Source organism: Paenibacillus mucilaginosus 3016, from assembly GCF_000250655.1.
GTDB lineage: Bacteria > Bacillota > Bacilli > Paenibacillales > NBRC-103111 > Paenibacillus_G > Paenibacillus_G mucilaginosus.
This window is the reverse complement of the sequence record NC_016935.1, coordinates 3,763,222-3,789,481: the sequence shown is the minus strand read 5'-3', so window position 1 is coordinate 3,789,481 and position 26,260 is coordinate 3,763,222. Positions and strand designations below refer to the sequence as shown.

The following is a 26,260-nucleotide window of genomic DNA, read 5'->3' as shown; positions in this document are numbered from 1 at the left end:
CCGAAAGCCAGGTCCGGATCTTAGCCCTTATAGCTGTCCCGCCACTTCAGCAGGCGCTTCTCCAGCAGGCGGACCAGCGAGTCCGAGCCCTTGCCCACGGTGGCAAAAATGACGATCCCCACGAAGACGACAGCCGTCTGCGAGAACTGTCTCGCGTCGAGGATCAGGTAGCCGACCCCTTCGCTGGAGCCCATGAGCTCCGCTACGACGAGACCTAGCCAAGCCACCCCGATCGACAGCCGCAGGCCGAGCAGAATGTTCGGCAGTGCGGCAGGCAGCACCAGCTTGGTCACCTGCTGCAGCCGGCTGAATTCGAGCACCCGCGCCACATCGAAGAGCTTGGAGTCGACGCTGCGGATGCCGAGGAACGTCTGGACGTACAGCGGGAAGAAAGCGCCTTTGGCAATCAGCAGAATCTTCGAGAACTCGCCGAAGCCGAACCACAGAATGAACAGCGGCGTCACGGCCAGATGCGGCACCGTGCGCAGCATCTGGATCGAAGGATCGACGGACTGCTCCACGCCGCGGAACAGACCCGCCGCCAGCCCCAGGAGCAGCCCGAGCGTCCCGCCGACCGCGAAGCCTACGGCTGCTCGCCACAGCGAAATCTCCAGATGCCCGAGCAGCTCGCCGGAGACAAGCAGCTCCCAGAACGCCTGCACGATGGCGGCCGGTGTCGGGAGGATCGTCTCGGAGACGACCCCGAAGCTTCCCAGCAGCTGCCACACCGCCAGGATGGTCACCGGCAGCACACTGCCCCGCCATATCGCGTTCCACAGCTCCCTGCGCCTCTGCGATTTTACGCGGTCCTCATACTTCGCGGACGGCTGCGACGGGGCAGGCGTCTGCCGGCCCGAGCCCCCCTCCTGGACGATCACACCGCCCGGGCTTCTTACGGCTTCCGTTTGACTCATCGTGTCTACTTCCTCTCTTCTCGGTTTGTACCGTTCATCAGATCCCCGAGCTGTCCACCAGCTCCAGCTCGTCGACGCGCTCGAACTCGCTCAGCACCGCCTTGCGGAATTCGAGGAAGGAAGAGCTCGCTTTCTTGCGGGGGAACGGGAGGTCGACCGGCACGATCTGGCGGATGGTGCCGGGTCTGGCGTCCATGACAATGACGCGGTTCGCGAGGAACACCGCCTCGTCGATGTCGTGCGTCACCAGGATCATCGTGGTGCGGTTCTTCTGCCAGATATCGAGCAGCACCTCCTGCAGGTGGCTTCTCGTGAAGGCGTCGAGCGCGCCGAACGGTTCGTCAAGCAGCAGCACCTTGGGACTGCGGAGCAGAGCCCGGGCAATCGCCACCCGCTGGCTCATCCCCCCCGACAGTTCGCGGGGATAAGACTTCTCGAAGCCCTGCAGCCGCACGAGAGCGATCAGCTCGTCGACCTTGGCCCGCACGTCCGGGCGGCTCAGCGGCAGATCCGCCGCAATGTTCTTCTCGACGGTCAACCAGGGGAAGAGACGATGCTCCTGGAAGATGAACCCTTTGTCAATGCCCGGCTTCACCACCGGCTGGCCCTCGAGCAGCACGCGCCCCCCATGCTCCGTGTCGAGCCCGGCGATAATCTTGAGCAGGGTGCTCTTGCCGCAGCCGCTCGGGCCGATGATCGTGATGAATTCCCCCTGCCGGATGTTCAGGCGGATATCCTGCAGCGCCTTAACGCTTCCCTGCGGGGTGGAGAAACTCTTTTCCGGTATATCAATGTCAATCGCAACGACGCTCATGCGCGGTGCCTCCTCTAACCTTGTTGTGGTCCGTGCGTTACAAAATCGTGGAGCAGCCCGGTCAATGCGCCCTTCCCGAATTTGAGATAAGTGCCGGGCGGCCTGCCCTGCCGCTGCTGCTCCGACAGGAAGGCGATCACGGTCCGCCGCCGCTTCGTAATCTCGAGGATCCCGTAGCGGTACAGCCACTCGTCAATCGTATTGTAGATGCCGCGGTTCAGACCGAACGTTCGGAAGCAGTAAGTGACGAAGAGCAGGTCGGGCAGCTGCAGTACATCAGCCCCGCCCTGTGAGGATGTGCCGGCTTGACCGGCCGAACCGGCTGGGGGAAAGGTTACGTCTTCCTGTAATGCGGAGTACGCGGTCATGGATCGGGCTCCTTCCAATTTGGAATGGGATGCTGGCTAAACGAATGGTAATGTATTTTCCTATGCGAAAAGTCGGATTATATGGAGAACGAAATTTCCCGTTTGCGTCCCGAAACGGACTGCCCCCGCTCCCGCTGCATGATGCGGTCGAGAATCAGCTTCTCATAGTAAACGAAGCCGCTGTCCCTCTCGCGCGGACGGTCCAGCTCGATGGGCAGATCCATCGCGATCCGGCCCTCCTCGATCAGCACGACCCGGTCTGCGAGCGCCACGGCCTCGCTGACGTCATGGGTGACGAGGATCGCCGAGAAGCCCTGCTCGAGCCACAGCCGTTCGATGAGCTCCTGCATATCGATGCGGGTGAGCGCATCGAGCGCCCCCAGCGGCTCGTCCAGAAGCAGCAGCTTCGGCCTGCCGGCCAGCGCCCGGGCGAGTGAGACACGCTGCTTCTGCCCGCCGGAGAGGACGCCGGGCCATGCACCGGCGCGCTCTTCGAGGCCGACGAGCCTCAGCGCCTCGGCTGCGGAGGCCTTGTCGCCGGGCAGAGCGCCGATCTCCACATTGGCGAGCACCCGCTGCCAGGGCAGCAGCCTCGCGTCCTGGAACATGATGCGGGTATCCGGATGAATGCCCCGGCTTACCGCCCCATTAACGGCGATGCTTCCCTTCGCAGGCTCCTCCAAGCCGGCCACCAGGCGCAGCAGCGTGCTTTTGCCGCAGCCGCTTCGTCCGACGATCGCGGTGAATTCGCCCGGCTTCAGCTCGAGGTCGATGCCGGTCAGCACGCTTTTGTCCCCGAACGTCTTCGATACTCCCTTGATGCTAAGCTCCGTTCCCTGTTTGCGGCTCATGCGAAGAGCCCTCCTTCCGCTTGCCCGGTCAGGCTTTCTTGAAGTTCGGATGCCACTGCAGCCACTGCTTCTCAAGCAGCTTCGCCGCCACGTCGGACAGCTTGCCGAGCAGGGCATAGATCAGGATGCTGAGGACGACGACGTCCATCTGCATGAATTCCCTCGCGTTCATCGCCATATAGCCGATCCCCGAATCCGCCGAGATCGTCTCGGCGACAATCAGCGTAATCCACATGATGCCGAGCGCATAGCGGACGCCGACAAGGATGCTCGGCAGCGCGCCCGGGAGAATCACCTTCCAGAACAGTGCCGGCCCCTTGAGGCCGTACACGCGGCCCATCTCGATCAGTCCCGGGTCTACGGAACGGATGCCGTGGAACGTGTTGAGATAGACCGGGAAGGAGACGCCGAGCGCCACCAGGAACAGCTTCGCCTCTTCGCCGATGCCGAACCACAGGATGACCAGCGGAATGAGAGCCAGGTGCGGGATATTGCGGATCATCTGCATGGAGGAGTCCGTCAGCTTCTCCAGCAGCGGAGACATGCCGTTAACAAGCCCGAGCAGGAAGCCGATGCCCCCGCCGATCGCGAAGCCCAGGAACGCCCGCTTCGTGCTCACGGCGATATAAGTGAAGATCGTTCCCTTCTGGATCAGCAGCACGAGCGCCTCCACCACCTGCACCGGTGTCGGGAGCGTACGCGTCGATATCACGCCGGTCTGGCCGAGAAGCTGCCACACTGCGATCAGGAGGACGGGCACAAGCCAGGGCAGGAGTTCCGCAGCACGCGAAAGTCGCAAGGCCGCCTTCACTTCGCGTGCACCTCTTCCCTGCCGGCCGCCGCATCCTGCTTCGGCAGCTCATTGTTCGCCACGATTTCGCCGAACGGCGAGATGTTCTTGGCGCCTGTGCTGCGGCGGGCTCCCTCCTGCTCCTTCAGCGGCAGGAGCGGGAACACGAGCTCCGCAAAGCGGTAGGCCTCCTCCAGGTGCGGATAGCCCGACAGAATGAACGTCTCGATGCCCAGATCCGCGTATTCCTTCATCCGGGCGGCCACCGTCTCCGGATCGCCGACCAGCGCCGTTCCCGCACCGCCGCGCACGAGCCCTATGCCGGACCACAGGTTCGGCGAGATCTCCAGCTTGCTCCGGTCGCCTCCATGCAGCTCGCTCATCCGCCGCTGGCCTTCGGAGTCGAAGCGGGCGAATACCTTCTGCGCATTCGCGATGGTCTCCTCGTCGAGGTGGGAGATTAGCTCATCCGCCGCTCCCCATGCCGCTTCCGCCGTCTCCCGGACGATCACGTGCAGACGGATGCCGAAGCGGAGTGTCCGGCCCTTCTCGGCGGCCAGAGCGCGCATCGTGCGGATCTTCTCCTCCACCTGCGCCGGCGGCTCGCCCCATGTCAGGTATACGTCGATGTGATCTGCAGCCACCTGCTGTGCCGCAATCGAAGAGCCTCCGAAGTACAGCGGCGGGTACGGGCCCTGCAGCGGAGGATACAGCACTTTGCCGCCCTCTACCTGCAGGTGCCTGCCTTCATAGGTGACTTCCTCGCCGGCCAGCTCCCTTCTCCAGATCTCCAGGAATTCATCGGTGAGATCGTAGCGGGCTGTGTGATCCAGGAACAGTCCGTCACCCGCAAGCTCCACCGGATCGCCGCCCGTCACCACGTTGATCAGCAGCCGCCCCCCGGAGATGCGGTCCAGGGTTGCCGCCATTCTGGCCGACAGCGTCGGAGACATGAGGCCCGGTCTGACGGCAACGAGAAACTTCAGCCGCTCCGTAGCCGGCACAAGCGAGGAGGCCACGATCCACGCGTCTTCGCAGGACTTGCCCGTCGGCAGCAGCACGCCCCCGTAGCCGAGCTGGTCCGCCGCCTGCGCAATCTGGCGCATATAGTGATAATCCACCGCTCTTGCTCCCTTGTTCGTCCCCAAATAACGTCCGTCCCCGTGTGTCGGGATAAACCAGAATACTTCCATGCTCCATCGTCCTCTCTTCATCTCATGTTTGAGTCTGTCGGTGCGTATGCGGCTGTGCCGCTTTCTTTATTTGGAAAGCACGGCTTCCTTCACTTGAATCGGCTTCGGAATCAATCCCACCTGAAGGAACGTGTCGGCAATTTTCTGCTGCTCCGCAATCACTTTGTCGTCGATTGGCAGCACCCCGTATTCCCGGCGCTTCGAGGCCGTCTCCAGCGAAGGGATATCGATGCCGAGCTGCGGAGAGAGCAGCTTCGCGAGTTCTCCCTGGTTCGTCTTCGCCCACTCATCCACCTTGTTCAGCTCTTCGAGCAGAATCGCCGTGACCTCCCGGTTATTCTCCGCGAAGCTGCGGGCAGCAAGATAGAACTCATGGTTCGATACGACGTCCGTCCCGTCGGCCAGCACGCGCGCCTTGGTTGCCGTCTGGGCTGCCGCGAAGAACGGATCCCAGATCACCCAGGCATCGACGCTGCCCCGCTCGAAGGCCACCCGCGCATCGGCCGGAGGGAGGAAGACGGTCTGGATGTCACCGTACTTCAGGCCGGCCTTCTCCAGCTGTTTGACGAGCAGATAATGCACGTTGGAGCCTTTGTTCAGCGCCACCTTCTTGCCCTTCAGCTCCGCCACGCTCTTCAGCGGGGAGTTCTCCGGCACAAGGATCGCCTCGCTCTTCGGGCTTGCCGGCTCGTGGGCCAGATACACCAGCGGCGCACCGGCAGCCTGCGCAAAGATCGGCGGCGCTTCCCCGGTATGCCCGAGGTCCAGGGAGCCGACATTCAGCGCTTCAAGCAGCTGAGGCCCCCCGGGGAACTCCGTCCAGTTCACGGTATAGCCCGCTTCCTTCAGACGCGCGTCCAGCTTCCCTTCCGCCTTGAGGAAGTTCATCGTCCCGTACTTCTGAAACCCGATGCGCACCTCCTTCGCCTTGGCGGAAGGCTCCGCTCCTTTGGCCTCCTGTGCAGCGGGGGCGGTCCCCTGCGTTCCCTGAGGGGCGGCTGTGCCGCAGGCGGCAAGAGCGGTAACCAGCGTTATCAGTAAACCGGCTTGAAGCGTTCTTCTCAGCACCGAGGCAATCATGCAGTCGCAGCTCCTTCGTCATTCGGATTCGATACGGCGGAGGCTCCGTGCAGCAGCCGCACTTCGCCCGCGAGATCGGCAGCGGCCTGATGCAGACGGCCGGCAAGCTCATCCGAAACCTCAAAGCCGCCTTCCTCCAGCCGCTTCACCTGGGTGTCCAGCGCGTACACGCCCTGCAGCTGGTTGCGTGCGCCGAGCGCCGATAAGACCGGCTTCAGCGCGTAGTCGATGGCGAGCAGATGAGCGAGCGTTCCGCCAATGGCCAGCGGAAGGATTACTTTGCCTTCCAGGCCTTTCTGCGGGATCAGATCAAGGAAAGCCTTGAGCACGCCCGTATAGGAAGCTTTATAGATCGGCGTGGCCACGACCACCCCCGCCGCACGTTCGACGATGCGGTTCGCTTCGATAATCGAAGGGGAATCAAACTTCGTATAGACGAGATCCTCGGGCGGAAGCTGGTGCACGTGCACCCATTCCAGCTCGATGCCCGCTTCCTTCAGCTTCGCTTCGACACTTTGCAGCACTCCGTTCAGGCGGGAGCTGGGGGACGGACTTCCGGAAATGATCGCAATGGTTGGCATAATGGCTGGTCTCCTTCGGTTGGCTTTGGATTATTGGGATACAGCAAAAGAGACCTCCTGAAGTCGCAGCGGCCTCTATGCGGCACTGCGTCACTTCGGGAGGTCTCCGGCGGTCCGGTAGACCCTGCTGATTCAGTTGGCGGTTCGTTCTATCTGATTTCTTCATGATCAGGCACCCGCCTGATCTTCGGGCTGCTTCTGGATGTCGTTGGCTTGCTTGTTCGGAAGGGCTAAGGTGTCCGCTTGTGCTGCTTCGGTTCAGCAGCAGTCCGCTGGGAGGCCGTGTCGGATTCAAACCGCTTGCGTTCCGTTCTCTCGATCTGCACAATTCGTCCGTCATGTACTACGATCTGAACGGTACCGTATTCCAGCCCGTTAACACTTCCGATAATCCGTTTCGTCCACAATTCATCTACATCCAGCGGCTTAGCCATTCTGCATCCCTCCGGGAATTTTTATTATATTCCTATGTGTTTAGTCGGCTTTATATGTGAAGGAGAAACGCCCACATCACGTTCCATGGAACCGTAAGCGTTCACCTGGGTTAACCTTTACTCGATGGCCCTCTACCTGCATCCTGCACCGGAATGATGCCCTGCGTCAAATCGTCCAGTCGTTCCACTCCTGCTTGCGCTTGTCGATATAGAGCAGCCAGTCGCGGGTCTTGCTCAGCAGCTGCGCTTTCGCTTTCGCACCGGTGAAGGTGTGGTCCGCCTGGAAAATCACTTCCTTGTCGCACTGGCCCTGGCTCCGCAGCCAGAACAGCTTCTGGAACAGGAAGCAGTAATCGACCGGAATGACCTCGTCGGCCGTACCGTGCACGAGCAGCACGTCGCCGTTGAATTTGCGAAGCTGCTCGAACGGCTGATGCTTCTGCAGCGATTCGAAGAACACCGGCTGGAGCGAATAGCCCAGGTAGTCGACAGAGCCTTTCTGCACCGCCTCTTCGTAAGCGGCTTTGCCGGTGATCCCTACGATGTCGTTGAACGGGTAGCCTACCGCCGACCAGAGGACCAGCGTCTTGATCCGCTTGTCGCGGGCCGCGGTGAGCACCGATACGGCGCCTCCCAGGCTGTGTCCCAGCAGGATGACCCGCTGCGGATCGACGCAGTCGATGTCGAGCACATAGTCGATGACACTGCGCGTCTGGTCGATCATCGAATCGAGGCCCCCGGCCCCGTACTCGCCGGTGCTCTCCCCGCATCCGCCGTAATCGAAGCGGAGCACCATGTAGCCGGTCTTGGCGAACTCCCGGGCGGCCAGGACGAACAGCCGGTCCACGCCGATGCGTGTGCCTACGAAGCCGTGGGCGATGATGATCACCGGGTACTTCCCGCACGTCCTCCCGGCAGCTCCTTCCCCTTCGGGGTAATGCAGCGTAGCAGCGAGCTCGAGCCCTTCTGTGCTGCGTATCGTGATATGATGTTCCATGCTTATGCCCCTTTCAGAAAAGAAGTAACCTGAGGATGGCGCCCTCGTGCGCTATGGAGCGGACGGCCCGGACTGCAGGGGCCTTCGTGGGCCGGCCCGCCCTATAAACGCCCGGCCATCATAACCCATTGTTCCCGTGCAGGCCGCCTGTCAGCCCTGCCGTCCGCAGTGTTCTGCGGTTAAATGTGCACCGGCATCGGATCGCCTTTGAGCCCGTTCTCCTGGGTAAGCTGATCCTGCTCGTTGAACAGGTAGACCCGGTGGATCAGCACCTGCACCTGCTCGCCGATCTTCAGCTCCGGCAGCTCCGGCGACCGGTAGGCGAACAGCCTGTCGCCTTCGACCTCCACTTCCACCTGCCAGTTGATCCCGCGGAAGTAGACCTGCTTCACCGTGCCCTGCTCGGCCGCCGAAGGATAAGATACCTCACCCGGCCGTCCGATCTCGATGAACTCGGGACGGATGATCGCCCTGGCGTTCGGCAGCAGGTCCGCCTCGAAGCCCTTCAGGTTCGAGATGTCCCCCAGCTGGTTCGATTCGCCGATAAACCCGGCGACGAACGGCGTGCGCGGCTTCTTGTAGATCTCGATCGGCGTTCCCTGCTGCTCGAGCCGTCCGTGGTTGATGATCATGATCTGGTCCGCCACCTCGACCGCTTCCTCCTGGTCGTGGGTAACGAAGATCGTCGTGATCCCTACGCGGTCGATCATCTCTTTGAGCCACGTCCGCAGCTCCTTGCGGACCTTGGCGTCGATGGCCGCGAACGGCTCGTCGAGCAGCAGCAGCTGCGGCTCCGGCGCAATGGCCCGGGCGAACGCGACCCGCTGGCGCTGTCCGCCGGAGAGCTGGTGCGGCAGCCGGCCGGTGAGGCCCTTCAGCCCGGTGAGCTCGATGAGCTCCTCCACCCGGGCCTTGATCTGCGCCTTGCTCTTCTTCTGCACGGTCAGCCCAAAGGCGATGTTATCGAATACGGTCATATGCCGGAACAGCGCATAGTTCTGGAAGACGAAGCCGATGCCCCGGGCCTGCGGCGCCAGGTCGTTGACCCGCTGCCCATGGAACAGGATATCGCCGCTGTCGGGCTCCTCGAGCCCGGCGAGCATCCGCAGGATCGTTGTCTTGCCTCCGCCGCTCGGGCCCAGCAGGCCGATCAGCTTTCCTTTCTCTATACCGAAGCTTACGTTATCCGTCGCCCGGAAGCTGCCAAAGCTTTTCGTCAAGTGTCTGGCCTCGATATGCATGTTCTTACTCCTCCTCCGGGCGCTGCTGCCCATGTTTCCACTCGATGATGCTCTTGACCGCCAGGGTAACCACAGCGAGAAGTACCAGCAGGGACGCCATGGCGAAGGAACCCGCAAAATTATATTCGTTGTACAGAATCTGAATGTGCAGCGGCATCGTGTTCGTCGCCCCCCGGATATGGCCCGAGACCACGGAGACGGCGCCGAACTCGCCCATCGCTCTCGCATTGCAGAGAATCACGCCGTAGAGCAGTCCCCACTTGATATTCGGCAGCGTCACCTTCCAGAAGATCCGCCATCCCTTGGCCCCCAGGGTGACGGCGGCTTCTTCCTCGAGCGTTCCCTGCGCCTGCATCACCGGAAGCAGCTCCCGGGCGACGAAGGGGAAGGTGACGAAGATCGTGGCCAGCACGATGCCCGGCAGGGCGAAGATGATCTTGATGTCGTTCTCCTGAAGCCACGGCCCGAACCAGCCCTTCGCCCCGAACAGGAGGACGAAGATCAGGCCCGAGATGACCGGGGATACGGCAAAAGGCAGGTCAATCAGCGTGATGAGCAGGTTCTTGCCCTTGAAGCGGAACTTCGTGATCGCCCAAGCGGCCGCAACCCCGAACACCAGGTTCAGCGGGACCGCGATCGCCGCCACGGTGAGCGTCAGGCGGATCGCTGCGGCCGCATCCGCTTCGACCAGCGCCGCCTCGTACACCTCCCAGCCCTTGCGGAAGGCTTCGACGAAGATGCTGACAAGCGGCAGAATCAGCAGGAACCCCAGGAACAGCAGGGCAATCGTGATCAGAATCCCCCGGACGAGTCCGGATTCCGTTATATGCCGGGGTCTCCCGGCGGCAGCCGTCTTGGTGCGGACGGCGGTGGCTACATAACCGGCCATGCTCTCTCCTCCTCCTTCACGCTATGCTGAGGTGACATGACGGTTCGCCCGCCACTGCAGCAGATTGATAATCAGCAGGGTGATGAAGGAGATGACGAGCATGACCAGCGCAATCGCCGTAGCCCCCGCATAGTCGTACTGCTCAAGCTTCGTCATGATGAGCAGCGGAGCAATCTCGGTCTTCATCGGCATGTTGCCGGAGATGAAGACGACTGAGCCGTACTCTCCGACCGCGCGGGCGAAGGCCAGCGTGAATCCGGTCAGGAGCGATGGGAACAGGGCCGGGAAGATGACCTTCGTGAAGGTGCGCCACCTTCCGGCGCCCAGCGAGACGGCCGCTTCTTCCACTTCCTTGTCGAGCTCCTCCATCACCGGCTGCAGCGTCCGCACCACGAACGGGATGCCGATAAACGTCAGAGCCAGCATGATGCCAAGCGGCGTGAAGGCGATCTTGATGCCATGCGGCTCAAGCAGCGAACCGATCCAGCCGTTCTGCGAATAGATTGTCGTCAGCGCAATCCCGGCCACAGCGGTCGGCAGTGCGAAAGGCAGATCCACCAGTGCATCGACCAGCTTCCGGCCCGGGAATTGGTAACGCACGAGCACCCAGGCGACGATAAACCCAAAAATGGAATTGATGAGGGCCGCACCGAACGCGGTGCCGAAGCTGATCTTGTAAGCCGCGATGACCCGAGGGTCAAGAATTGTTTCCCAGAACTTATCCCATCCCATGCCCGATGTCTTAATGAAGATCGCCGACAGGGGGAAGAGGACGATCAGGCTGAGATACATGACAGTATAACCCATCGAAAGTCCGAACCCGGGTAGAATACTGCGCTCTTTCCAAGCTTTTGCCATGGATATCGTTCTCCCGTTCCTTAATAAAATTCTGTCATTCTGGGGTGCTGACGACGCAGGTTACGGCTTATAGATCTGGTCGAAAATGCCGCCGTCGTTAAAATGGGTCGTCTGCGTCTTCGTCCAGCCGCCGAACGGCTCGTCGTTGATCGTGAAGAGGTTCACCTTGCTGAACTGGTTCTCGTATTTCTTCGCCACCGATTCGAGGCGCGGACGGTAATAGTTCTTCGCCGCAATCTCCTGGCCTTCTTCCGAATACAGGTATTCAAGGTACGCTTTGGCCACCTCGCGGGTGCCTTTCTTGTCAACCACCTTGTCGACTACGGCAACCGGAGGCTCGGCGAGCACGGAGACCGAAGGCGTAACGATCTCGTATTTGTCCTTGCCGAATTCATTAATGGAGAGATAAGCTTCATTCTCCCAGGCGATCAGCACGTCGCCGATCCCGCGCTGCACGAACGTCGTTGTCGAATCACGGGCTCCGGAATCGAGCACCGGCACGTTCTTGTAGAGGGCCTGCACGAACTCCTTCGCTTTCGCCTCATCCTTGTTGTTCTTCTGGTACGCATAGCCCCAGGCCGCCACATAGTTCCAGCGGGCGCCGCCCGACGTCTTCGGGTTCGGGGTGATGACCTGCACGCCCGGCTTGATGAGATCGTCCCAGTCCTTGATGCCTTTCGGGTTGCCCTTCTTCACGAGGAACACGATCGTCGAGGTATAAGGCGAAGCGTTGTCCTTCAGCTCCTTCTCCCAGCCCGCTTCGATCAGGCCGGCCTTCTGCACCGCGTCGATGTCGTAGGCAAGAGCGAGAGTGACCACGTCCGCTTCCAGACCGTCGATCACCGAGCGGCCCTGCTTGCCGGAGCCGCCATGGGACTGCTTGAACGTGACGTCCTGCCCCTTCTCCTTCTTCCAGTACGCCTGGAACGCTTTGTTGAAGGATACATACAGCTCGCGGGTCGGATCGTAGGATACGTTGAGCAGTTCCACCGGCTTCGCCGAGGCTGCCGGTTTGGCCCCATCGCCCGCCGCCGGTGCGGTGCCGGACGAGGTTTCCTTGCTGCCGCAGGCGGTGACGCCTGCAAGGGACAAGGCCAGTACGGTCAATGCCGAGAATCTTCCGAATCGAGCCAGCAGGCTTCTTTGTGTACGCTTCATAAGAGTGACGCTCCCCATTTATCATATTTTCTTATATATGGTTTATCAGATGGGATTAGGCGGATATCAGCCTATGCCAAAAGATATGCGCTCCGGTTGACCGGTCACTCATATTCATAATTCCGATAAACTTACTTTGTTATTGCGTATCTTAGCATCGGGGCTCCTGTCCTGTCAATCGGTTTTTTAGAAAATTATACCTTCCTTTTTGGAAGCACAAAAAAAAGCCTTCATCCCGTGCTCTCCCGAAAAGAGAGACGAAGATGAAGGCTGGATCTTGCGTATGGGGACCTACGGTTCGCTTATCCTTTGCCTGGAGCATGGGTATGGGCCTGGGACAAGAACGGTGCCGCGCAAATCCCGGGACCGCTCTTACTCGGCCGGCTCTTCGGACGGCGCCCCTGGCGACTGCGAACAGTCGCCGCAGTACCCGAGCACCTCGAAGCGGTGGTTAACGATCTGGAAGTCGTCCGGCAGTCCGGGCACCTGCTTCATGGGACAGAACTCGAAGGGGATCGTCTTCTCGCAGCGAAGACAGATCAGATGATGGTGATGATGGGTCTGGCAGCGGGCACGGAACTTGAGCCCGTCGTTAAGATAAATCTGCTCGAGCACCCCCATCTCGCTCAGGAGCCGCAGATTGCGGTAGACGGTATCGAAGCTGACACCGGGGTACTTCTGCCTCATATGTTCATAAACGTCCTTGGGGGACTGGTAGCCTTCGGAGCCGGCGAAAAGGGCCGCCAGACTCTTGCGCTGGTCGGTAATCCGCCATCCCTTGCTCGACATCGCCCCGACGATTTCGTCGATCGTGCTTTGAACCTCGTGCGCATGCTCGTGTTTGGACATAATGACCTCTTCCCTGTGAAGACTTGACCTCTTCTAATAATGCCCCATGAGCCGTACGCCCGTCAAGATTGGCCGCTTTCAAGCGCAGCCAGCTCCGCCTCCAGCCCCCGCTTGTCGAAGTGCTCCCCGATGAAGACCGCCACGCTCGGCAGCTCTTCCTTCGGCGTGATCTTCATGAGGTCCATCTCCCGGTAGGCGTACTGGAAGAGGAACGGGGAGACCGTATCGGAGAAGCGCAGAATCCCCTTCGCGCGGAAAATCTCCTTCGGCAGCCGGCCGACCATCGCTTCGAAGGCTTCGCTGTCCACCGGGGAACGGAAATAGTGCGTATGCACCATCACGTGATCATGACTGTGGTGCGTATGCCCTCCCTCTGCTTCAAGCCCATGACCGTGCCCGCAGTGCTCGTCGTGGATATGGCCGGGCTCCTGCGAGTGGCTGCACGCGCGGTGTCCGGCTTCTGCGCCGCCGGCTGCCGCAGCAGCCGCATGCCGCTCCGCCACGCCGCCTTCGAGCCGGTCGAAGAGTGACAAGTCGATCTCGCATTTCACGGCCGCCGTAATCGGTGCCGTACCGTTCAGCTCCCGGAGCAGGCTCTCGGTATCGAGGAGCTCCTGCGGCGTCACCAGATCGGCCTTATTGAGAATGATCTGCGTCGCACAGCGGATCTGGTCCTGCATCAGCTTGTACGTCCTGGCCTTGGGCGTACGGGAACGCTCCAGCAGGTGCGCCGCATCCACAACCGTGACGACCGACTTCAGCTCCACCCGGGTCAGCATGGAGGCATCCGTGATCCCGTCGAGCATCTCGATGGGATTGGCCGCCCCCGTGCATTCGACGAACACGGCGTCCGGCTCATGCTCTTCGATGAGCTGCTTCAGCTCCATGCCGAGGTCGCCGCGTATCGTGCAGCAGATGCAGCCGCCGAGCATCTCGGTCATCGGCACCTCTTCATCCACCAGCATCCCGTCGAGATTGACGTCGCCGAGCTCGTTCATCAGGACGGCCGGTTTACGGCCGGAGAGCTGGTAATAATCGATCACCCGGGTCAGCAGCGTGGTTTTGCCGCTGCCGAGAAAACCGCTGAGAATATGTACGGGTACTGCTTTCTTATCATCCATGCCGCATCACTCCGTTCAGGTCTTTGCCGCCGCTCTGCCGGCTCAGCCGGGCAGCAGCGTTGTCTAAACTCACATTTTACCTTCCGCGGCCGGAGCCCGTCAATTTGACCGCATGGATGGAGCGGAAGCCGATACAAGAATGACAAAGATAACGGAAACAGGAGCACGTCCCCGGGAAATCCCGTGCAGAGCATGCTCCTCATCGTTCCTTTTTTGCCGGTCCGGTCCCCTTCATCAGAATTTGAACTTGCGGATGCTTCCCTGCAGCTCGCCTGCCAGCTCGTCCATCTTCGAGGACGCCCGAGTGATCTCGTCCATCAGCCGCAGCTGTTCACCGAATGCCTGGGCCGCCGACCCCAGCCTTCCCGCCGACCCTTCCGCGATCCCGGCGATCTCGACCATCGAAGCGGACACCTCTTCGGTGCCGGCCGACATCTGCTGCGCCACCGCAGAGACGTCCTGCGCATGCTCGTCGACCGTGCGGGCCATCCGCAGCATCTGACCGAGCGCCTCTTCCACATCGCGGACCATGGCCACGCTGCGCTGCACTTCCTTGGTATTGCCGAGCATCGAAGCGGCCGCCTCCTGCGTCACCGTCTGGATCTCGCCGATCATCTCCGTAATGCGGGCCGAGGAGCTCCCCGACTGCTCGGCAAGCTTGCGGATCTCGCCGGAAATCACGGCGAAGCCCTTGCCCTGCCCGCTGCTGCGGCTGGCTTCGATCGAAGCGTTCAGTGACAGGATGTTCGTTTGGCCCGCAAGGGACGTGATGACTCCCGCGTACTGGCGGATCTCGCCGGAGAGCTCCGCCAGCCTGCGGACCGCCGCGGCCGTGTGCTCCGTTGAGGCGCGGAGCCCGTCCATCTGCGCGGTCACGCCGGCGGCAGCCTCCCTGCCCTTGTTCACCTGATCCACCATGCCCTGTGAAGAAGCGGCCACTCCGCCGGAAGCTTCAGCCACCTTCTGGATGCCTGCCGCCATCTCTTCCATGGCGACAGCTCCTTCTTTGGCGCCCTGAGCCTGCTGGCTGGCGCCCCCGCTGACGTCCTGCACCGCCTCGTTCACCCGCTGCAGCGTTAAGCGGGTCTCCTCCGCCCGCCCGGTCACCTCCTGGGACGCGGCGGCCACCCGGTCGGACAGCATGTGAATGGAAGCCGCCGTCTCCCGCAGACCCGCGAACAGGCCTTCGAGATCCTGGGACAGCCGGCTGATCTCGTCTTGGCCGCCCATCGCCACGGAACGGGTCAAATCTACGGTTCCGTCCGCGAACACGCTGCGCGTTTTCTCCGAGAGTTCCCGGATCCGCCGTCCGACAAGAATGCGGGTCAGGAAAAAGAGCAGCACCTGAACGGCAGCGAACATGAAGACATACTGCAGGAGAGCTTCACGCCGCTGCTCGGCGATCATGGCCTCCGCCTTCTCCATATTCATGGCCACCCGTACCGCCCCCCAGTGCTCCCCTCCGAAGACCAGCGGGTACGAAATATCCCACATCGTCACCGTCCGACCGTCGATCACCCGAGGATATACCTGAACGAGCGGGTTCTTCGTATCCTTGGTCGCCGCCGCCTTGTAGCCGGTCGCATCATTGAAGACGCGGTTGGCCCGGTATTTTTGGCTAAGGAGCCCGCTTGAGCCCCACTTGTCCTTGGACGCATCGCCCTGCGGGCTATAGGTGCTGTTATGGGTTGCGATGTACCCGGCCTCCTGGGGGTTGTCCGAATAGGCGGTCGGCAGCGCGAACACCACCATCGAATTCACCAGAGTGCTGTCGATCACTCCCTGCCACCGCTCATCGGTATAGGCTTCGTAGCTGCTCGTGTACTTCAGCTCGTACTGCCACAGGGGAATCTCCGTGCCGTCGAACAGCTTCTGCTTTTGTCCTGCATACTCCGGATCCTTGCGCCGCAGCTCCGCCGTCTGCTCGCTCTCCGGGATCACCGTCAGCTTATCGTCGAACAGCCGGGTACGGAGCTGCGCCCCCGGCAGAAACTCCCCGTTCAGGGTGACGCCGTTCTTGAGATCGTTCTCCGTGATGCTCGTCAGCGTCTTCGCCAGGGTAACGGCCAGCGCCTTGCCCTCCTCGAGGAACTTGTCCTCGATCGGCCGGCTCACCGCCTGATACTGCCGCAGGTAAAGCGCACCGAAGAGAAGAATAAGGACAATACAGGTAATCAGCATGAATTGGCCGGTGAGAGACCGGAATCTGGTAGGCATAGAGCACCCCTGTTCTTTACTTTTTTGGTAAGATTAACTCACGTTCTATTCCTATTTACGGCAGATTGATGAATGAAGATAAGATGAATTTTAATTGTAAGCGCTTTATTAAGATCATTAAAACACGTTTCGACAAATTGTACAATAACCAAAGAAAGGCGTCTTCTTCATCTGTTCTATGCCGCCCTTCTATCAGGTACAATAATAGAGACAAAGCTCTCCGGCAACTAGTCTGGAACGGGCTGGGAACTGCTTGCAGCTGACTCGGGCATACGGAAGCCGGTCTGAATCTGCCCGGGCGTCAATCTGCCATCGGCTGCCTGCGACGGTCTGAAGCCGAATGGAAGCTGCCTGCTGGAACAATGAGACGGCCTGCGAATACTGGAAACAGAGGGAACCTAGACTATAAGAACCCTGCACGTGCTGATGCCTGCAACGGCCTGAAGCAGCCTTTTTACTGACTACAGCTGCCCAATAACCTTCAACGGCCTTCCATGGACTGCTTCTGCTCGAAATTACCTTCACCTGACCGCATTGCCTGGTGGAACCAACCGATCTGCCCCGCAAGTTGTCTTTACATTCGACACCTGATTCCAGTGCCCTTCCGTCCTTCCCACCCTCGGATCCGTAAAGGAGGCCAGCCCATCGTGACCGCGAGCCCTGCAGATCACCTGCCCATCGAAGCTTCGATCCAGATCGATCCTACATTCCCGTACTATCTTGACCGCTCACCCGAGAGCATCGCCTCCGAGCTGCTCCTTGCCGGTTACCGCAACGTCCGATACTTCGTTACGGATGAAACCCGGGTGAACGGGGACCTGATCCGCGCCCTGCGCAGACACGGCATGCAGGTATGGGCGATGGTGCTCGGCAACGGCGCCTATTCGACCGGCCATCTGCCGCCCGACTGGCCCAAATGGCAGATGACCCTGCTGAAGAAGACGGACGACGGATACTTCCGCTTCTCGCCCCACAGCACGTCCTATCTGAAGTGGAAAAAAAGCAGCATCGCCCGCCTGCTCCAGGAGCATCCCTTCACCGGACTGGAAGTGGCTGAGCCCTATTTGCCGGAGTGGAACGGCTTGTCTTCCGGCGTATACGGCGATGTTGGGCCGATGGCCCAGGCGGCCTTCAAGGAGTTCAGCGGAAGCGAGATGCCCGAATTCACACATCGCACCTCGCCCAGATATTATAAAAGAGACCGCGCCCGGTATCTGCTCTGGATCGACTTCCGGGTCCGGGCGGTCAACCGCTTCCTCCACGAGCTGATCAACGGCCCTGGAGGCGCCCGAAGCGTGCGCCCGGACATCCGGATCGCCACCTGGTCGATTGCCGTGGATGCCGGACGGGATCCGGTCGGTGCCGTGCGTGAGGTGCAGGGCACCGATGCCGCGGAGATGATCCGCCTGATCCGGCCCGACCTGCACATCCTCCAGACCCATTGGCCGGACTGGATGCGGTCCGGACTTCCGGCGGATTACGTGCGCCGTTATGCCCCGTTCGTCCGCCACATCCGTGCCTCCCATCCCGATGTGCCGCTCGGCGTGCAGACCGACATCGGGTCGCTCGCCCGGATGCGGCGCAGCCGGGCCTGGCTGGATATCTTCGCACGGACGGCCCGGGAGGAAGGCTACCGGATGTGGACGGCCTACGAGCATTCGATCGGCCTGTCCATGTACACCGAGCCGCCGCGGTTGCTGCGCGCCCGGCGGACAGACCGCCGGACGGTTGTGATCGAATTCGATAAGCGGATCGATGAAGCCTCGGCGTCAGCAGTCTCCTCCTACCGCTGCCTTGAAGGGGGGCAGCTCCGGGACGTCTCGCCGCTGGCGGCTGCGCCGGACGGAAGCCGGGTGCTTCTGAAGACGGATGTCTGGCCCGCCGGTCCCTTCGAGCTGGAGGTGAGCGGCATCCGTGATACGCCGGAACGGTGGCTCGTTCCCGATCAGCCGACCCATACGATCGCTCCGGGCAGCCGGGTCCCGGTTTCTGCTGCAGCCAAGGGATGATGCGCTTGCCCTGCCCCTCGGGCCGGGAATGTTTCCTAATTAGACATTGGTCATTTGGATGCCGGAGAGGTACAATAGAAGAAACCAGCGAACGGATGCCGGGACCCTTTTCCGGATGAACCCCCATGCAAGCCCCGTTCCGCATTCCTTATTCCATGTACACGAATCCCATTCGGACAGGAGTTGATTCCCCTTGGAACAATCCATTCTCCGGCAGGAGCGCGCGAACGCCATCTCGCACGGTGTCGGCATCCTGCTCAGCATCGCCGGACTCATCCTGCTCATTCTGCAGGCCGTGCAGACCGGCAATGTGTGGCACATTGCGAGCTTTACCGTGTTCGGCTTGTCCCTGATCCTGCTGTATACCGCCTCCACCCTGCTGCACAGCGCCCGAAGAGAGCCATGGGTCAGCTTCTTTGAAGTACTCGACCATTCGGCCATCTATGTGCTGATCGCAGGCACCTACACGCCCTACCTGCTCGTCACGATCCGCGGGCCGCTGGGCTGGAGCCTGTTCGGCACCGTTTGGGGACTGGCCCTGCTTGGGATTATCTTCAAATTTTTCTTCGTCAAAAAATTCAACTTCCTCTCCACCCTCTTCTATATCGGGATGGGCTGGATGATCATTTTCGCCTTCGAGCCGCTCCAGCAGCAGCTCTCCGCGCCGGGCGTCATGTGGCTCGTCATCGGCGGGGTGCTGTACACGTTCGGCACAGTCTTTTATCTATGGCGGCGGCTGCCGTACCATCACATGATCTGGCACCTGTTCGTGCTCGCCGGGTCGGTCTGCCACTTCATCTCGGTGTACCTGTACGTGTAGACGCTCCGGCTGAACGGCTGTCCCTGTGCCTCCGGGGACGGTCGTCCAATTTGCGCAGGCCCCCGCCTTTTCGATGCACCCCCTCGTTCGGCGTTCATAGTATACCTATGGACAGTCATGCGAAGGGGTGTTTTGTATATTATGCTAAGCAGCAGGCAGAGGGTTAGGACCATCGAGAAGCATTTTGGCCGCAAAACAGCCGGTCCTGTAGGGGTATACAAGGCCATCCGGCGGTCGATCGACCGTCACAAGGCCATCTCGGTCATCCGGCTTGGGGATGTCATGGCCAAGCTGCTCTCCGGGCGCAATGTCAAGTCGCTCAATTACGTCTCCGACTTCCTCGGCATCCCGCTTCCGCCGCCGAAGAAGCTGCGCATGGAGCTCGTGCAGGCCGTCCGCTCCTCGAATATCGTCGGACTCTCCCATTATGAGAGCTCCATGAAGTATATCTCCCTCTTCATGAAGCGTTCGGGCTGGCGGCCTCCGGTCATAGTCGATTCTTTCATCAATGACCAGCTCTATGAGCGCGGCATGATCCACCGGCTGCTCCGCAGCTACAAGGTCGCTCTCGTCGGGCGCGCTGCACCGGCTGCCGCCAAAGAGCTGCGCCGCCACGGCATCCGCGTAGCGCTGACCGTGCCGCTCGACAATTACGGCGGATTGGCCGCCGCCTACCGTACGCTTGCCCGCCACAAGGGCAGCTACCAGCTCGTGCTCGTCGGCGCCAGCGTGCCCGGGCGGATCCTCTGCCCGCGGATCGCCCGGCGGCTCGGCCGCACGGCTATCGAGAGTAAACGGCGTCTGGACTTCCTCCTCCGCCGACTCCTCGTCGTCCTCCTTGCCGTCCGCCTTACCCTTGCCCCTACCGGTCGGCTTCTCCTTCTTCTGGTCGGCATAGATGACCTTCCAGCCGAGGTCGAGCAGCTGCTTGATCGTGCTCTTGAAACGCTCCCCCTCCGCCGCCGTCAGCACGGTATGCATTTTATAGGAAGCGGCCGGATAGAACTGCGACAGGAACCGCCGGACGATGAGGTCGTACAGCTTCGCTTCATCCGGAGGCAGCGCCCCCGGCGTCTTGTGGGTCGGCAGAATCGCATGGTGGTCTTCGACCTTGGAAGGATTGCAGACCGCCTTGTTATTCTTATGCACAAACTTCTTGTCCGCCCCTTCGACCAGTCCCCGGTAATCCGTCTTCGCCAGCTGGTCGAGCGCCCGGTGCATCTCCGGGATGTTCTGCTCCGTGACATAGTTGGAGTTCGTCCGCGGGTACGAGATCGCCTTGTGCTTCTCGTAGAGCGTCTGCGCCAGATCCAGCGTCTTCTTCGCGGAGAAGCCGAACTTCGCATTGGCTTCCCGCTGCAGCAGCGTCAGGTCATAGAGCTTGAACGGATACTCCTTCGTATCCTTGACTTCGTAGCTCTCGACCCGCCCGCGTTTGCCCTTCACCTTCTCGGCGAGCGCCTTCGCCTTCTCGCCGTCCGTGAGCCGCTCCCCCTGCCAGAGGCCGCGGTAGAGGGTCTCGCCCTGCTCGAACCAGGCTTCCACCTCGTAGTACTTGTTCGACTGGAACGCTTCGATTTCTTTCTGGCGGTCATACAGCAGCGCGAGCACCGGGGTCTGCACCCGCCCCACCGACAGCAGCTCCTTGTGCTTGGTCGTGAACGCGCGCGACCCGTTCATCCCGATGAGCCAGTCCGCTTCGCTGCGCGCCTTCGCCGCCCGGGTAAGCGGCTCGAAATCCGCCCCCTCCTTGAGCTCGGCGAAGCCCCTGCGGATCGTCTCCGGCGTCAGGTCGGAGATCCACAGCCGCTTCACCGGCTGCTTCAGCTTCAGATGCCGCTGGATCAGCGAGAAAATATGCTGCCCCTCCCGCCCGGCGTCGCAGGCGTTGACGAGATGGGAGCAGCGTTTCGCCAGCTCCGCGATCACCTTGAGCTGATCCTTCGTTTTGGCATTCGGGACGAGCTTGAACTGCTCCGGAATGATCGGCAGATCGCCGAGATTCCACTTCTTGTACCTGTCATCGTAAGCATCCGGCTCCGCCAAACCGATCAGATGGCCGATCGCCCAAGTAATGATATATTGTTCTCCTTCAATATAAGTCCGCTGGTTTTTGGCTTTGGGATCGATTGCGGCCGCAATGTTCCGGCCCATGTCGGGCTTTTCCGCAATGATGAGTGTCTTCAACAGTGTATCGCTCCTTCAGTCCATCCTAAAGCTTGGCGCAGGCCTATCTCAGACCGCCTGTCTATTTTACAGACTTCGGGAACAAAAAGAAATGCATTTCTGAGATAAACGCCGCCAAGCGCCTACTAGATCTTTACCCATTTTCCATTCGACTTTTGTTGTTACATATATTACCATTGAACTGTCCGACTAGAAAAAGGAGAGGTACCGATGAAACCGCTGTTCGAAGTGCTCCGCATCCCGAATTACCGCAATCTTCTGCTTGCCGCATTCTCCTCCCAGATGGGGAGCGTGATCGGGCTCACGGCTTTCATGTTCTATCTGCTTGACCGCTTCTCGGGCCAGCCCTTCTATGCGACGCTCTCCGAGCTGATGCAGTCCCTTCCCGCCTTGTCCGTCTTCTTCTTCGTCGGCGTGCTGGCCGACCGGATGGACCGCCAAAAGATTGCCGCGAACTGCGACTGGATCAACGCCGTGCTGTCCCTTGCCCTGCTCGCGATGGTGCAGTGGGATTGGGTGCCGCTGATCTTCGCCGTGCTGTTCATCCGAAGCGCCGTCTCCCGGTTCTTCTTTCCGGCCGAACAAGCGTTGGTGCAGGGCGTTCTGACTGACAAAGACTACAGCGTAGCCGCCGGTCTCAACCAGATGATGGGGAGCCTGTTCCTGCTGTTCGGCACCGCTCTTGGCGCCGCGGCCTACTGGAAGCTCGGCATTACGGGCGCCCTGCTTCTCGATGCGGTCTCCTTCGCCGTGTCCGGACTGCTCATCCGCTCCTGCCGGATCGGGGAAGCCGTCCGCCTGCCGAACGGCCGCCATACGTGGAGGCAGCTGAACTTCCGGGTGATCGTCTCCGACTTCGCGGACGGGCTCCGGTACATTCTCGGGCACAAGCTCCTCGCCATGCTCGTCGCGGGCTTTGCCGTCTTCGGCATCATTAACGGCGGCATGAGCGTCATGCCGGTCTTTATCCTGAAGTACAAGCTCGCGCCCCAAACCTACGAGGAGCATGCCGTATGGCTCGGTATCCTCTTCGGGACCGGCCTGCTCCTCGGCAGTGTGGCCGCATCCGTCCTTGCGGCGAAGTGCAGGCCGTATCATCTGATTATCGGAGGACTGGTGAGCAGCGGCCTCCTGCTCGGATTGTCCGGATGGGTCACGTCCATCCCGTATTTTTATGGCCTCAGCTTCATCGTCGCCTTCACCCTGCCCGCCGTGAATATCGGCCTGGGCGGCTGGCTCCCGCGCATTGTCGACCCGGGGCGGATGGGGCGCGTCCAAGGCTGGATCGGTCCTCTGATGATGCTTACCCAGTCAGTGACGCTCGGCCTCATCGCCCTCTTCTTCCCTTCCCGGATCGGCATCGAGGGACTGTTCCTGATCGTAGGCGGCTGCTTTGTGGTGACCGGCCTCTACTATCTTGCCGTGCTTCCCCGGCAGTACCGGGAGGATGCGGCTGTCCCCGCTGCACCGGTTCCGGCCGCAGAGGAAGCATCCTCCGCATGAGGACGACGAGAAGGGCAGAGACGGGCTTTCCAGCCTGTTCCTGCCCTCTTCCGCTCTCTCCTCACAGGTAGGCGCAAGAGGACCTTTTTTCCGACGGCTGCTTGGAAACCTGCGGCTCCTCCCCGACACCCCCGGCTTCATCGACTTCCAACCGCTTCTCAATTCCTTGTAAACCCACAGCAAAAAAGCCGCTTCCCCCGACCCCCCAAAGGACCGCGGACAGCGGCTGCATCCAGATCTCCTGCGCTTACCGTGTCTCCCACCATTTCAGATACGGATACGGGTTGAGCGGCTTCCAGGACACGTTCGTATCGTACATGCCGAAGTGCAGGTGGGAAATGAACTTGCCGGAGGTCCCCTCCGGCCCGTAGCCTGTGGAACCGACGTATCCGATAAGCTGCTCCCGCTTCACCCGGCTCCCCAGTGCGATGCCGTCCGCATAGCCGGACAGGTGCGCGTAATACATCGCAATGCCGTTATCGGCCTCGATCGTCAGCCTCCAGCCCCCGTACGTGTTCCACCCTTTGCGGATCACCTTGCCGTCCCAAGCCGAGAAGACCGGCACTCCGGTGCCTGCCTCCATATCGTTGCCTTCATGCACCCTTGAGGTCTGGCCGAGCGAGAACATGCGGGCATCCCCGTAGGTATCCGTGAAAGGAAGATAGGTGCGGCCGATCAGCGGGAACGTCCCTTCGACGAGCATGGGCGGAGCGGACACCGACGGTGCGGCAGGGATGGTCAGCTTCTGGCCCTCGCTCAGCCGGTCGCTCGTCAGACCGTTCGCCTTCTTCAGCGCGGCGATCGACGTCTCCGTCTTCCCCGAGATCGAATAGAGCGTGTCGCCCCGCTGCACGGTGTACCACGGACTTACCGTCGTCAGATGCTGCCCCGGCACGATGACGTCGCTTTTCAGCCCGTTCCAGGTCTTGAGCTGGGAGATCGTCACGCCGTATTTGCGCGAGACGCTCCACAACGAATCGCCCTTCTGAACCAAATAATGGCGCTCCTTCTTGTAGTTCTTAGCCAGCGGGTAGACGGCATAGGCCGAGATCATCGCTTTGCCCGATGGGCTGATCGCCACCGGCGTATCCATGGCGACCGCCACCCCATTCTTGTAGGCGGTAGCCGATCCGGTCTGAAACCGCAGTGTCACTTCGTCGCGCTGGATCTCGATCCTGCCGCTCGCCGCCGTCCAGGTGACTTTGGCGCCCATCGCCTCGAACACATCCCTTAGGGGCACGGTCGGGCTTTTGGCCGATACGCTCCCCGCGGCGGAACAAATGGAGATCAGGACGGCTGCGGCCAGAATCCGCTTTCTCATGCTTCGAAACACACTCGCTTCCTCCCTTTTGTCTCCGGTCTCTCCGGTTACTGTTCCTCCATTTACCAGAAACTATAAGAGGAGTTTCTTACCAGAACAGGAGGCCGCCCATAAGCCCAAGGCGCAGTCCCTCCCCGGAAGCCGGAGCCAAAAGGTTACTTCGAGAACGCTTCGATGAACTGGATGACGGCCGGTCCCAGCAGCACGATGAACAGCGAAGGAAAGATGAACAGGATGAGCGGAAACAGCATCTTGATCGGCGCCTTCATCGCCTCTTCCTCCGCCCGCTGCTTGCGCTGTTCGCGCACCTCGTGCGACTGCACGCGGAGCACCTGCACCATCCCGATCCCGAGCTTCTCCGCCTGCAGGATCGAGGAGATGAGCACGCGCAGCTCGTCGAGCGGAAGCCGGTCGCGCACGCCGCTCAGCGCTTCACGCCGTGTCTTGCCGAGGCGGATCTCCTCAAGGCAGTAGCGGAACTCGCCTGGCAGCACGCCGTCGGACTTCGCGACGAGCTTGCTCAGCGCGGCATCGAAGCCGAGCCCGGCTTCCAGCGACACGGTGAGCATGTCAAGCACGTCGGGCAGCTCGCGGAGGGAGAGGCGCAGCCGCTGCTTGGTCTTCAGCCGCAGGTAATACGGCGGCAGCATGCCCGCTCCGGCGAGTCCCATGCCGGCGAAGAGCACGGTGCCCCCGAAGCCGGCGCCGATCAGCGCCCCGTACAGCCCGAAGAGCGTGGGCAGCAGCACATAGAGCACCAGCTGCAGCATGCGGAACTCGAGCGTCCCCATGCCGAAGGGCCTTCCGGCCTGCAGCAGCCTCATCTCCAGGCGGGTCGCCTGCGCCTCCGTCATCCGGCGCCCGAAGCGGCGCTTAGCCAGCACCCAGCCCTTCTTGGCGAAGGAAGCCAGAAGAGCGGACCGGGCCGGGCTGCCGCGCTCAGGGGGCCCGCTCTCCAGGATGGCGTCAACCGCCGGTTCGCCTTCCGAGGTAATCATCGCCAGACGGCGCCGCACCTGCCCACGGCGCTGCTCCCATATAACGAAGAGCGCGTAGACGCTTAAGGTAACGGTAAGAAAAAAGCTCAGAAACACCATGGGTCTACACCTCGATCGTCGTCATTTTGCGGATGAAGATAAAGCCGATGATTCCCGAGAAGACGCCCGCGCCTACCATCAGGAGGCCCACCGGGTGGTGGAACAGCGAGCCGATGTAATCCGGCTCGATAAAATAAATCAGCACGCCGAGCACCACCGGCAGCAGGCCGATCACGAGGCCTGAGAGGCGCCCCTGCGCCGTCAGGGTGCGGATCTGGCGCTGGATCTTGCTCCGGTCGCGGATCGTCTGCACGATCGTCTCGAGCACGACGGCCAGATTGCCGCCCACCTGTCGCTGGATCAGGATGCACTGGATCATGAGATCGAGGTCCGCGCTCGGCATCCGCTCCTTGAGCCGCAGGAGCGCCTCCTCCATGGTCGTGCCGTACTGCATCTCCTTCAGCACGATCTCCATCTCGCTGCGGATCGGGTCCTCGGATTCGTCGACCACCGTCTTCAGCGCCTGGGCGAACGAGAAGCCCGCCCTCAGCGAGCCGATGATCGTCGTGATCATGTCCTGCAGTCCGTCGTTGAACCGGGTGATCCGCTCCTGCTCCTTGCTCTTCACCACCCGCTTCGGTGCCAGATACCCCAGGAGCACCCCAAGCAGCAGGCCCGGCAGGCTGCCGGTCACCAGCAGGAGCAGGCCGCCGAGCAGCGCCATCGCGACCCACTGCAGGAGGATGTACTCCTCCGGACGAAGGGTCAGCCCCGCACGGCCCAGCATATCCTCAAGCCGGTCGTTCTTTTTCTTTGTGAGCACGTTCTCCTTGACCGCCTGCTTGTAGAGCTGCAGCTGCACGAGAAGACCGAACTGGCGGCGGCCGAGCTTCCGCTTGTCATTGAGGGCCAGGTAACGGCGGATCCGTCCCTTCAGCTTGCGGTCCGAGAGGAAGAGCGTCTGCAGGAGCCCGGCAAACAGCAGGAAGGACGAGAGGGCGAAAAAAAGCACAATGAGCCATTTCATC

The 26,260-nt window shown here is 61.2% G+C and carries 22 protein-coding genes and 3 pseudogenes; 4 read left to right on the top strand and 21 right to left on the bottom strand.

What is annotated here, in order from left to right:
* Window positions 1-20: 20 nt before the first annotated feature.
* From PM3016_RS16375 to PM3016_RS16295, 17 genes and pseudogenes are all read right to left on the bottom strand, one after another.
* Window positions 21-914 carry an ABC transporter permease gene (locus tag PM3016_RS16375; RefSeq protein ID WP_014370179.1) on the bottom strand — a complete coding sequence of 298 codons (894 nt, stop codon included), beginning with the start codon at window positions 912-914 and terminating at the stop codon, window positions 21-23.
* Between the two features lie 37 nt (window positions 915-951).
* Window positions 952-1,728, bottom strand: coding sequence for an ABC transporter ATP-binding protein (locus PM3016_RS16370; RefSeq protein WP_014370178.1), 777 nt, complete (start codon window positions 1,726-1,728; stop codon window positions 952-954).
* Between the two features lie 14 nt (window positions 1,729-1,742).
* Window positions 1,743-2,096, bottom strand: a complete 354-nt coding sequence (locus PM3016_RS16365; RefSeq protein ID WP_013916789.1) for a hypothetical protein — start codon at window positions 2,094-2,096, stop codon at window positions 1,743-1,745.
* A 77-nt stretch (window positions 2,097-2,173) separates the two neighbouring features.
* Window positions 2,174-2,848, bottom strand: a pseudogene (locus PM3016_RS16360) (ATP-binding cassette domain-containing protein); the annotation flags it as partial.
* A gap of 127 nt (window positions 2,849-2,975) precedes the next feature.
* On the bottom strand, window positions 2,976-3,758 hold the full coding sequence (gene ssuC / locus PM3016_RS16355; protein ID WP_014370176.1) for an aliphatic sulfonate ABC transporter permease SsuC: 783 nt from the start codon (window positions 3,756-3,758) through the stop codon (window positions 2,976-2,978).
* Window positions 3,755-4,930 carry an FMNH2-dependent alkanesulfonate monooxygenase gene (ssuD, locus tag PM3016_RS16350; RefSeq protein ID WP_014370175.1) on the bottom strand — a complete coding sequence of 392 codons (1,176 nt, stop codon included), beginning with the start codon at window positions 4,928-4,930 and terminating at the stop codon, window positions 3,755-3,757. Before ssuD ends, ssuC begins: the two co-directional genes overlap by 4 nt.
* A 66-nt stretch (window positions 4,931-4,996) precedes the next feature.
* Window positions 4,997-6,010, bottom strand: a complete 1,014-nt coding sequence (locus tag PM3016_RS16345; protein WP_014370174.1) for a sulfonate ABC transporter substrate-binding protein — start codon at window positions 6,008-6,010, stop codon at window positions 4,997-4,999.
* Window positions 6,007-6,591: an NADPH-dependent FMN reductase gene (gene ssuE, locus PM3016_RS16340; RefSeq protein ID WP_014370173.1), complete on the bottom strand. Its 585-nt coding sequence runs from the start codon at window positions 6,589-6,591 to the stop codon at window positions 6,007-6,009. Before ssuE ends, PM3016_RS16345 begins: the two co-directional genes overlap by 4 nt.
* A gap of 230 nt (window positions 6,592-6,821) precedes the next feature.
* The gene (locus PM3016_RS16335) at window positions 6,822-7,025 is read right to left on the bottom strand and encodes a YezD family protein (protein WP_013916782.1); all 204 of its coding nucleotides are present in this window, start codon (window positions 7,023-7,025) and stop codon (window positions 6,822-6,824) included.
* 166 nt (window positions 7,026-7,191) lie between these two features.
* Complete coding sequence (locus tag PM3016_RS16330) at window positions 7,192-8,022, bottom strand: alpha/beta hydrolase family protein (RefSeq protein ID WP_013916781.1); 831 nt, start codon at window positions 8,020-8,022, stop codon at window positions 7,192-7,194.
* A 179-nt stretch (window positions 8,023-8,201) separates the two neighbouring features.
* On the bottom strand, window positions 8,202-9,263 hold the full coding sequence (locus tag PM3016_RS16325; RefSeq protein ID WP_014370172.1) for a sulfate/molybdate ABC transporter ATP-binding protein: 1,062 nt from the start codon (window positions 9,261-9,263) through the stop codon (window positions 8,202-8,204).
* A 4-nt stretch (window positions 9,264-9,267) separates the two neighbouring features.
* A complete protein-coding gene (cysW, locus tag PM3016_RS16320; RefSeq protein WP_013916779.1) occupies window positions 9,268-10,152 on the bottom strand; it encodes a sulfate ABC transporter permease subunit CysW in 885 nt (294 codons plus the stop codon).
* A gap of 21 nt (window positions 10,153-10,173) precedes the next feature.
* On the bottom strand, window positions 10,174-11,010 hold the full coding sequence (cysT, locus tag PM3016_RS16315; protein ID WP_013916778.1) for a sulfate ABC transporter permease subunit CysT: 837 nt from the start codon (window positions 11,008-11,010) through the stop codon (window positions 10,174-10,176).
* A 60-nt stretch (window positions 11,011-11,070) separates the two neighbouring features.
* Window positions 11,071-12,168, bottom strand: coding sequence for a sulfate ABC transporter substrate-binding protein (locus PM3016_RS16310; protein WP_013916777.1), 1,098 nt, complete (start codon window positions 12,166-12,168; stop codon window positions 11,071-11,073).
* 372 nt (window positions 12,169-12,540) lie between these two features.
* Window positions 12,541-13,017, bottom strand: a complete 477-nt coding sequence (locus PM3016_RS16305; RefSeq protein WP_014370171.1) for a Fur family transcriptional regulator — start codon at window positions 13,015-13,017, stop codon at window positions 12,541-12,543.
* Window positions 13,018-13,079: 62 nt separating this feature from the next.
* Complete coding sequence (locus PM3016_RS16300; RefSeq protein ID WP_014370170.1) at window positions 13,080-14,138, bottom strand: CobW family GTP-binding protein; 1,059 nt, start codon at window positions 14,136-14,138, stop codon at window positions 13,080-13,082.
* A gap of 234 nt (window positions 14,139-14,372) precedes the next feature.
* Window positions 14,373-16,355 (bottom strand): methyl-accepting chemotaxis protein, encoded by a 1,983-nt coding sequence (locus PM3016_RS16295; protein WP_014370169.1) that lies wholly within the window; start codon window positions 16,353-16,355, stop codon window positions 14,373-14,375.
* 647 nt (window positions 16,356-17,002) lie between these two features.
* Between PM3016_RS16295 and PM3016_RS16290 the strand changes: the two genes are divergently transcribed.
* The 3 genes and pseudogenes from PM3016_RS16290 to PM3016_RS41385 all read left to right on the top strand — a co-directional run.
* Entirely contained in the window at window positions 17,003-18,364 is a 1,362-nt protein-coding gene (locus PM3016_RS16290; protein ID WP_014370168.1) for a hypothetical protein, read from the top strand.
* A 193-nt stretch (window positions 18,365-18,557) separates the two neighbouring features.
* Window positions 18,558-19,184: a PAQR family membrane homeostasis protein TrhA gene (gene trhA / locus PM3016_RS16285; RefSeq protein ID WP_014370167.1), complete on the top strand. Its 627-nt coding sequence runs from the start codon at window positions 18,558-18,560 to the stop codon at window positions 19,182-19,184.
* 117 nt (window positions 19,185-19,301) lie between these two features.
* A pseudogene (locus tag PM3016_RS41385) lies at window positions 19,302-19,913 on the top strand (GT-D fold domain-containing protein); the annotation flags it as partial.
* On the opposite strand, the pseudogene PM3016_RS16280 reads toward PM3016_RS41385, so the two are convergent.
* A pseudogene (locus PM3016_RS16280) lies at window positions 19,914-21,371 on the bottom strand (DNA topoisomerase); the annotation flags it as partial.
* 210 nt (window positions 21,372-21,581) lie between these two features.
* On the opposite strand from PM3016_RS16280, the gene PM3016_RS16275 reads away from it, so the two are divergent.
* A complete protein-coding gene (locus PM3016_RS16275) occupies window positions 21,582-22,874 on the top strand; it encodes an MFS transporter (RefSeq protein WP_014370165.1) in 1,293 nt (430 codons plus the stop codon).
* 247 nt (window positions 22,875-23,121) lie between these two features.
* Here PM3016_RS16275 and PM3016_RS16270 read toward each other — a convergent pair whose 3' ends face one another.
* The 3 genes from PM3016_RS16270 to PM3016_RS16260 all read right to left on the bottom strand — a co-directional run bounded on the left by PM3016_RS16270 (window position 23,122) and on the right by PM3016_RS16260 (window position 26,259).
* Window positions 23,122-24,207 (bottom strand): LysM peptidoglycan-binding domain-containing protein, encoded by a 1,086-nt coding sequence (locus PM3016_RS16270; RefSeq protein WP_014370163.1) that lies wholly within the window; start codon window positions 24,205-24,207, stop codon window positions 23,122-23,124.
* Window positions 24,208-24,350: 143 nt separating this feature from the next.
* Complete coding sequence (locus PM3016_RS16265) at window positions 24,351-25,292, bottom strand: type II secretion system F family protein (RefSeq protein ID WP_013916764.1); 942 nt, start codon at window positions 25,290-25,292, stop codon at window positions 24,351-24,353.
* A 4-nt stretch (window positions 25,293-25,296) separates the two neighbouring features.
* Window positions 25,297-26,259 carry a type II secretion system F family protein gene (locus PM3016_RS16260; RefSeq protein WP_013916763.1) on the bottom strand — a complete coding sequence of 321 codons (963 nt, stop codon included), beginning with the start codon at window positions 26,257-26,259 and terminating at the stop codon, window positions 25,297-25,299.
* Between the last annotated feature and the right edge of the window lies 1 nt (window position 26,260).

What these genes read in the sequence shown, in the direction of transcription:
- PM3016_RS16375 (WP_014370179.1), bottom strand. Translation starts at nt 914, where the DNA reads ATGAGTCAAACGGAAGCCGTAAGAAGCCCGGGCGGTGTGATCGTCCAG.
- PM3016_RS16370 (WP_014370178.1), bottom strand. Translation starts at nt 1,728, where the DNA reads ATGAGCGTCGTTGCGATTGACATTGATATACCGGAAAAGAGTTTCTCC.
- PM3016_RS16365 (WP_013916789.1), bottom strand. Translation starts at nt 2,096, where the DNA reads ATGACCGCGTACTCCGCATTACAGGAAGACGTAACCTTTCCCCCAGCC.
- ssuD (WP_014370175.1), bottom strand. Translation starts at nt 4,930, where the DNA reads ATGGAAGTATTCTGGTTTATCCCGACACACGGGGACGGACGTTATTTG.
- PM3016_RS16345 (WP_014370174.1), bottom strand. Translation starts at nt 6,010, where the DNA reads ATGATTGCCTCGGTGCTGAGAAGAACGCTTCAAGCCGGTTTACTGATA.
- ssuE (WP_014370173.1), bottom strand. Translation starts at nt 6,591, where the DNA reads ATGCCAACCATTGCGATCATTTCCGGAAGTCCGTCCCCCAGCTCCCGC.
- PM3016_RS16335 (WP_013916782.1), bottom strand. Translation starts at nt 7,025, where the DNA reads ATGGCTAAGCCGCTGGATGTAGATGAATTGTGGACGAAACGGATTATC.
- PM3016_RS16330 (WP_013916781.1), bottom strand. Translation starts at nt 8,022, where the DNA reads ATGGAACATCATATCACGATACGCAGCACAGAAGGGCTCGAGCTCGCT.
- PM3016_RS16325 (WP_014370172.1), bottom strand. Translation starts at nt 9,263, where the DNA reads ATGCATATCGAGGCCAGACACTTGACGAAAAGCTTTGGCAGCTTCCGG.
- cysW (WP_013916779.1), bottom strand. Translation starts at nt 10,152, where the DNA reads ATGGCCGGTTATGTAGCCACCGCCGTCCGCACCAAGACGGCTGCCGCC.
- cysT (WP_013916778.1), bottom strand. Translation starts at nt 11,010, where the DNA reads ATGGCAAAAGCTTGGAAAGAGCGCAGTATTCTACCCGGGTTCGGACTT.
- PM3016_RS16310 (WP_013916777.1), bottom strand. Translation starts at nt 12,168, where the DNA reads ATGAAGCGTACACAAAGAAGCCTGCTGGCTCGATTCGGAAGATTCTCG.
- PM3016_RS16305 (WP_014370171.1), bottom strand. Translation starts at nt 13,017, where the DNA reads ATGTCCAAACACGAGCATGCGCACGAGGTTCAAAGCACGATCGACGAA.
- PM3016_RS16300 (WP_014370170.1), bottom strand. Translation starts at nt 14,138, where the DNA reads ATGGATGATAAGAAAGCAGTACCCGTACATATTCTCAGCGGTTTTCTC.
- PM3016_RS16295 (WP_014370169.1), bottom strand. Translation starts at nt 16,355, where the DNA reads ATGCCTACCAGATTCCGGTCTCTCACCGGCCAATTCATGCTGATTACC.
- PM3016_RS16275 (WP_014370165.1), top strand. Translation starts at nt 21,582, where the DNA reads ATGAAACCGCTGTTCGAAGTGCTCCGCATCCCGAATTACCGCAATCTT.
- PM3016_RS16265 (WP_013916764.1), bottom strand. Translation starts at nt 25,292, where the DNA reads ATGGTGTTTCTGAGCTTTTTTCTTACCGTTACCTTAAGCGTCTACGCG.
- PM3016_RS16260 (WP_013916763.1), bottom strand. Translation starts at nt 26,259, where the DNA reads ATGAAATGGCTCATTGTGCTTTTTTTCGCCCTCTCGTCCTTCCTGCTG.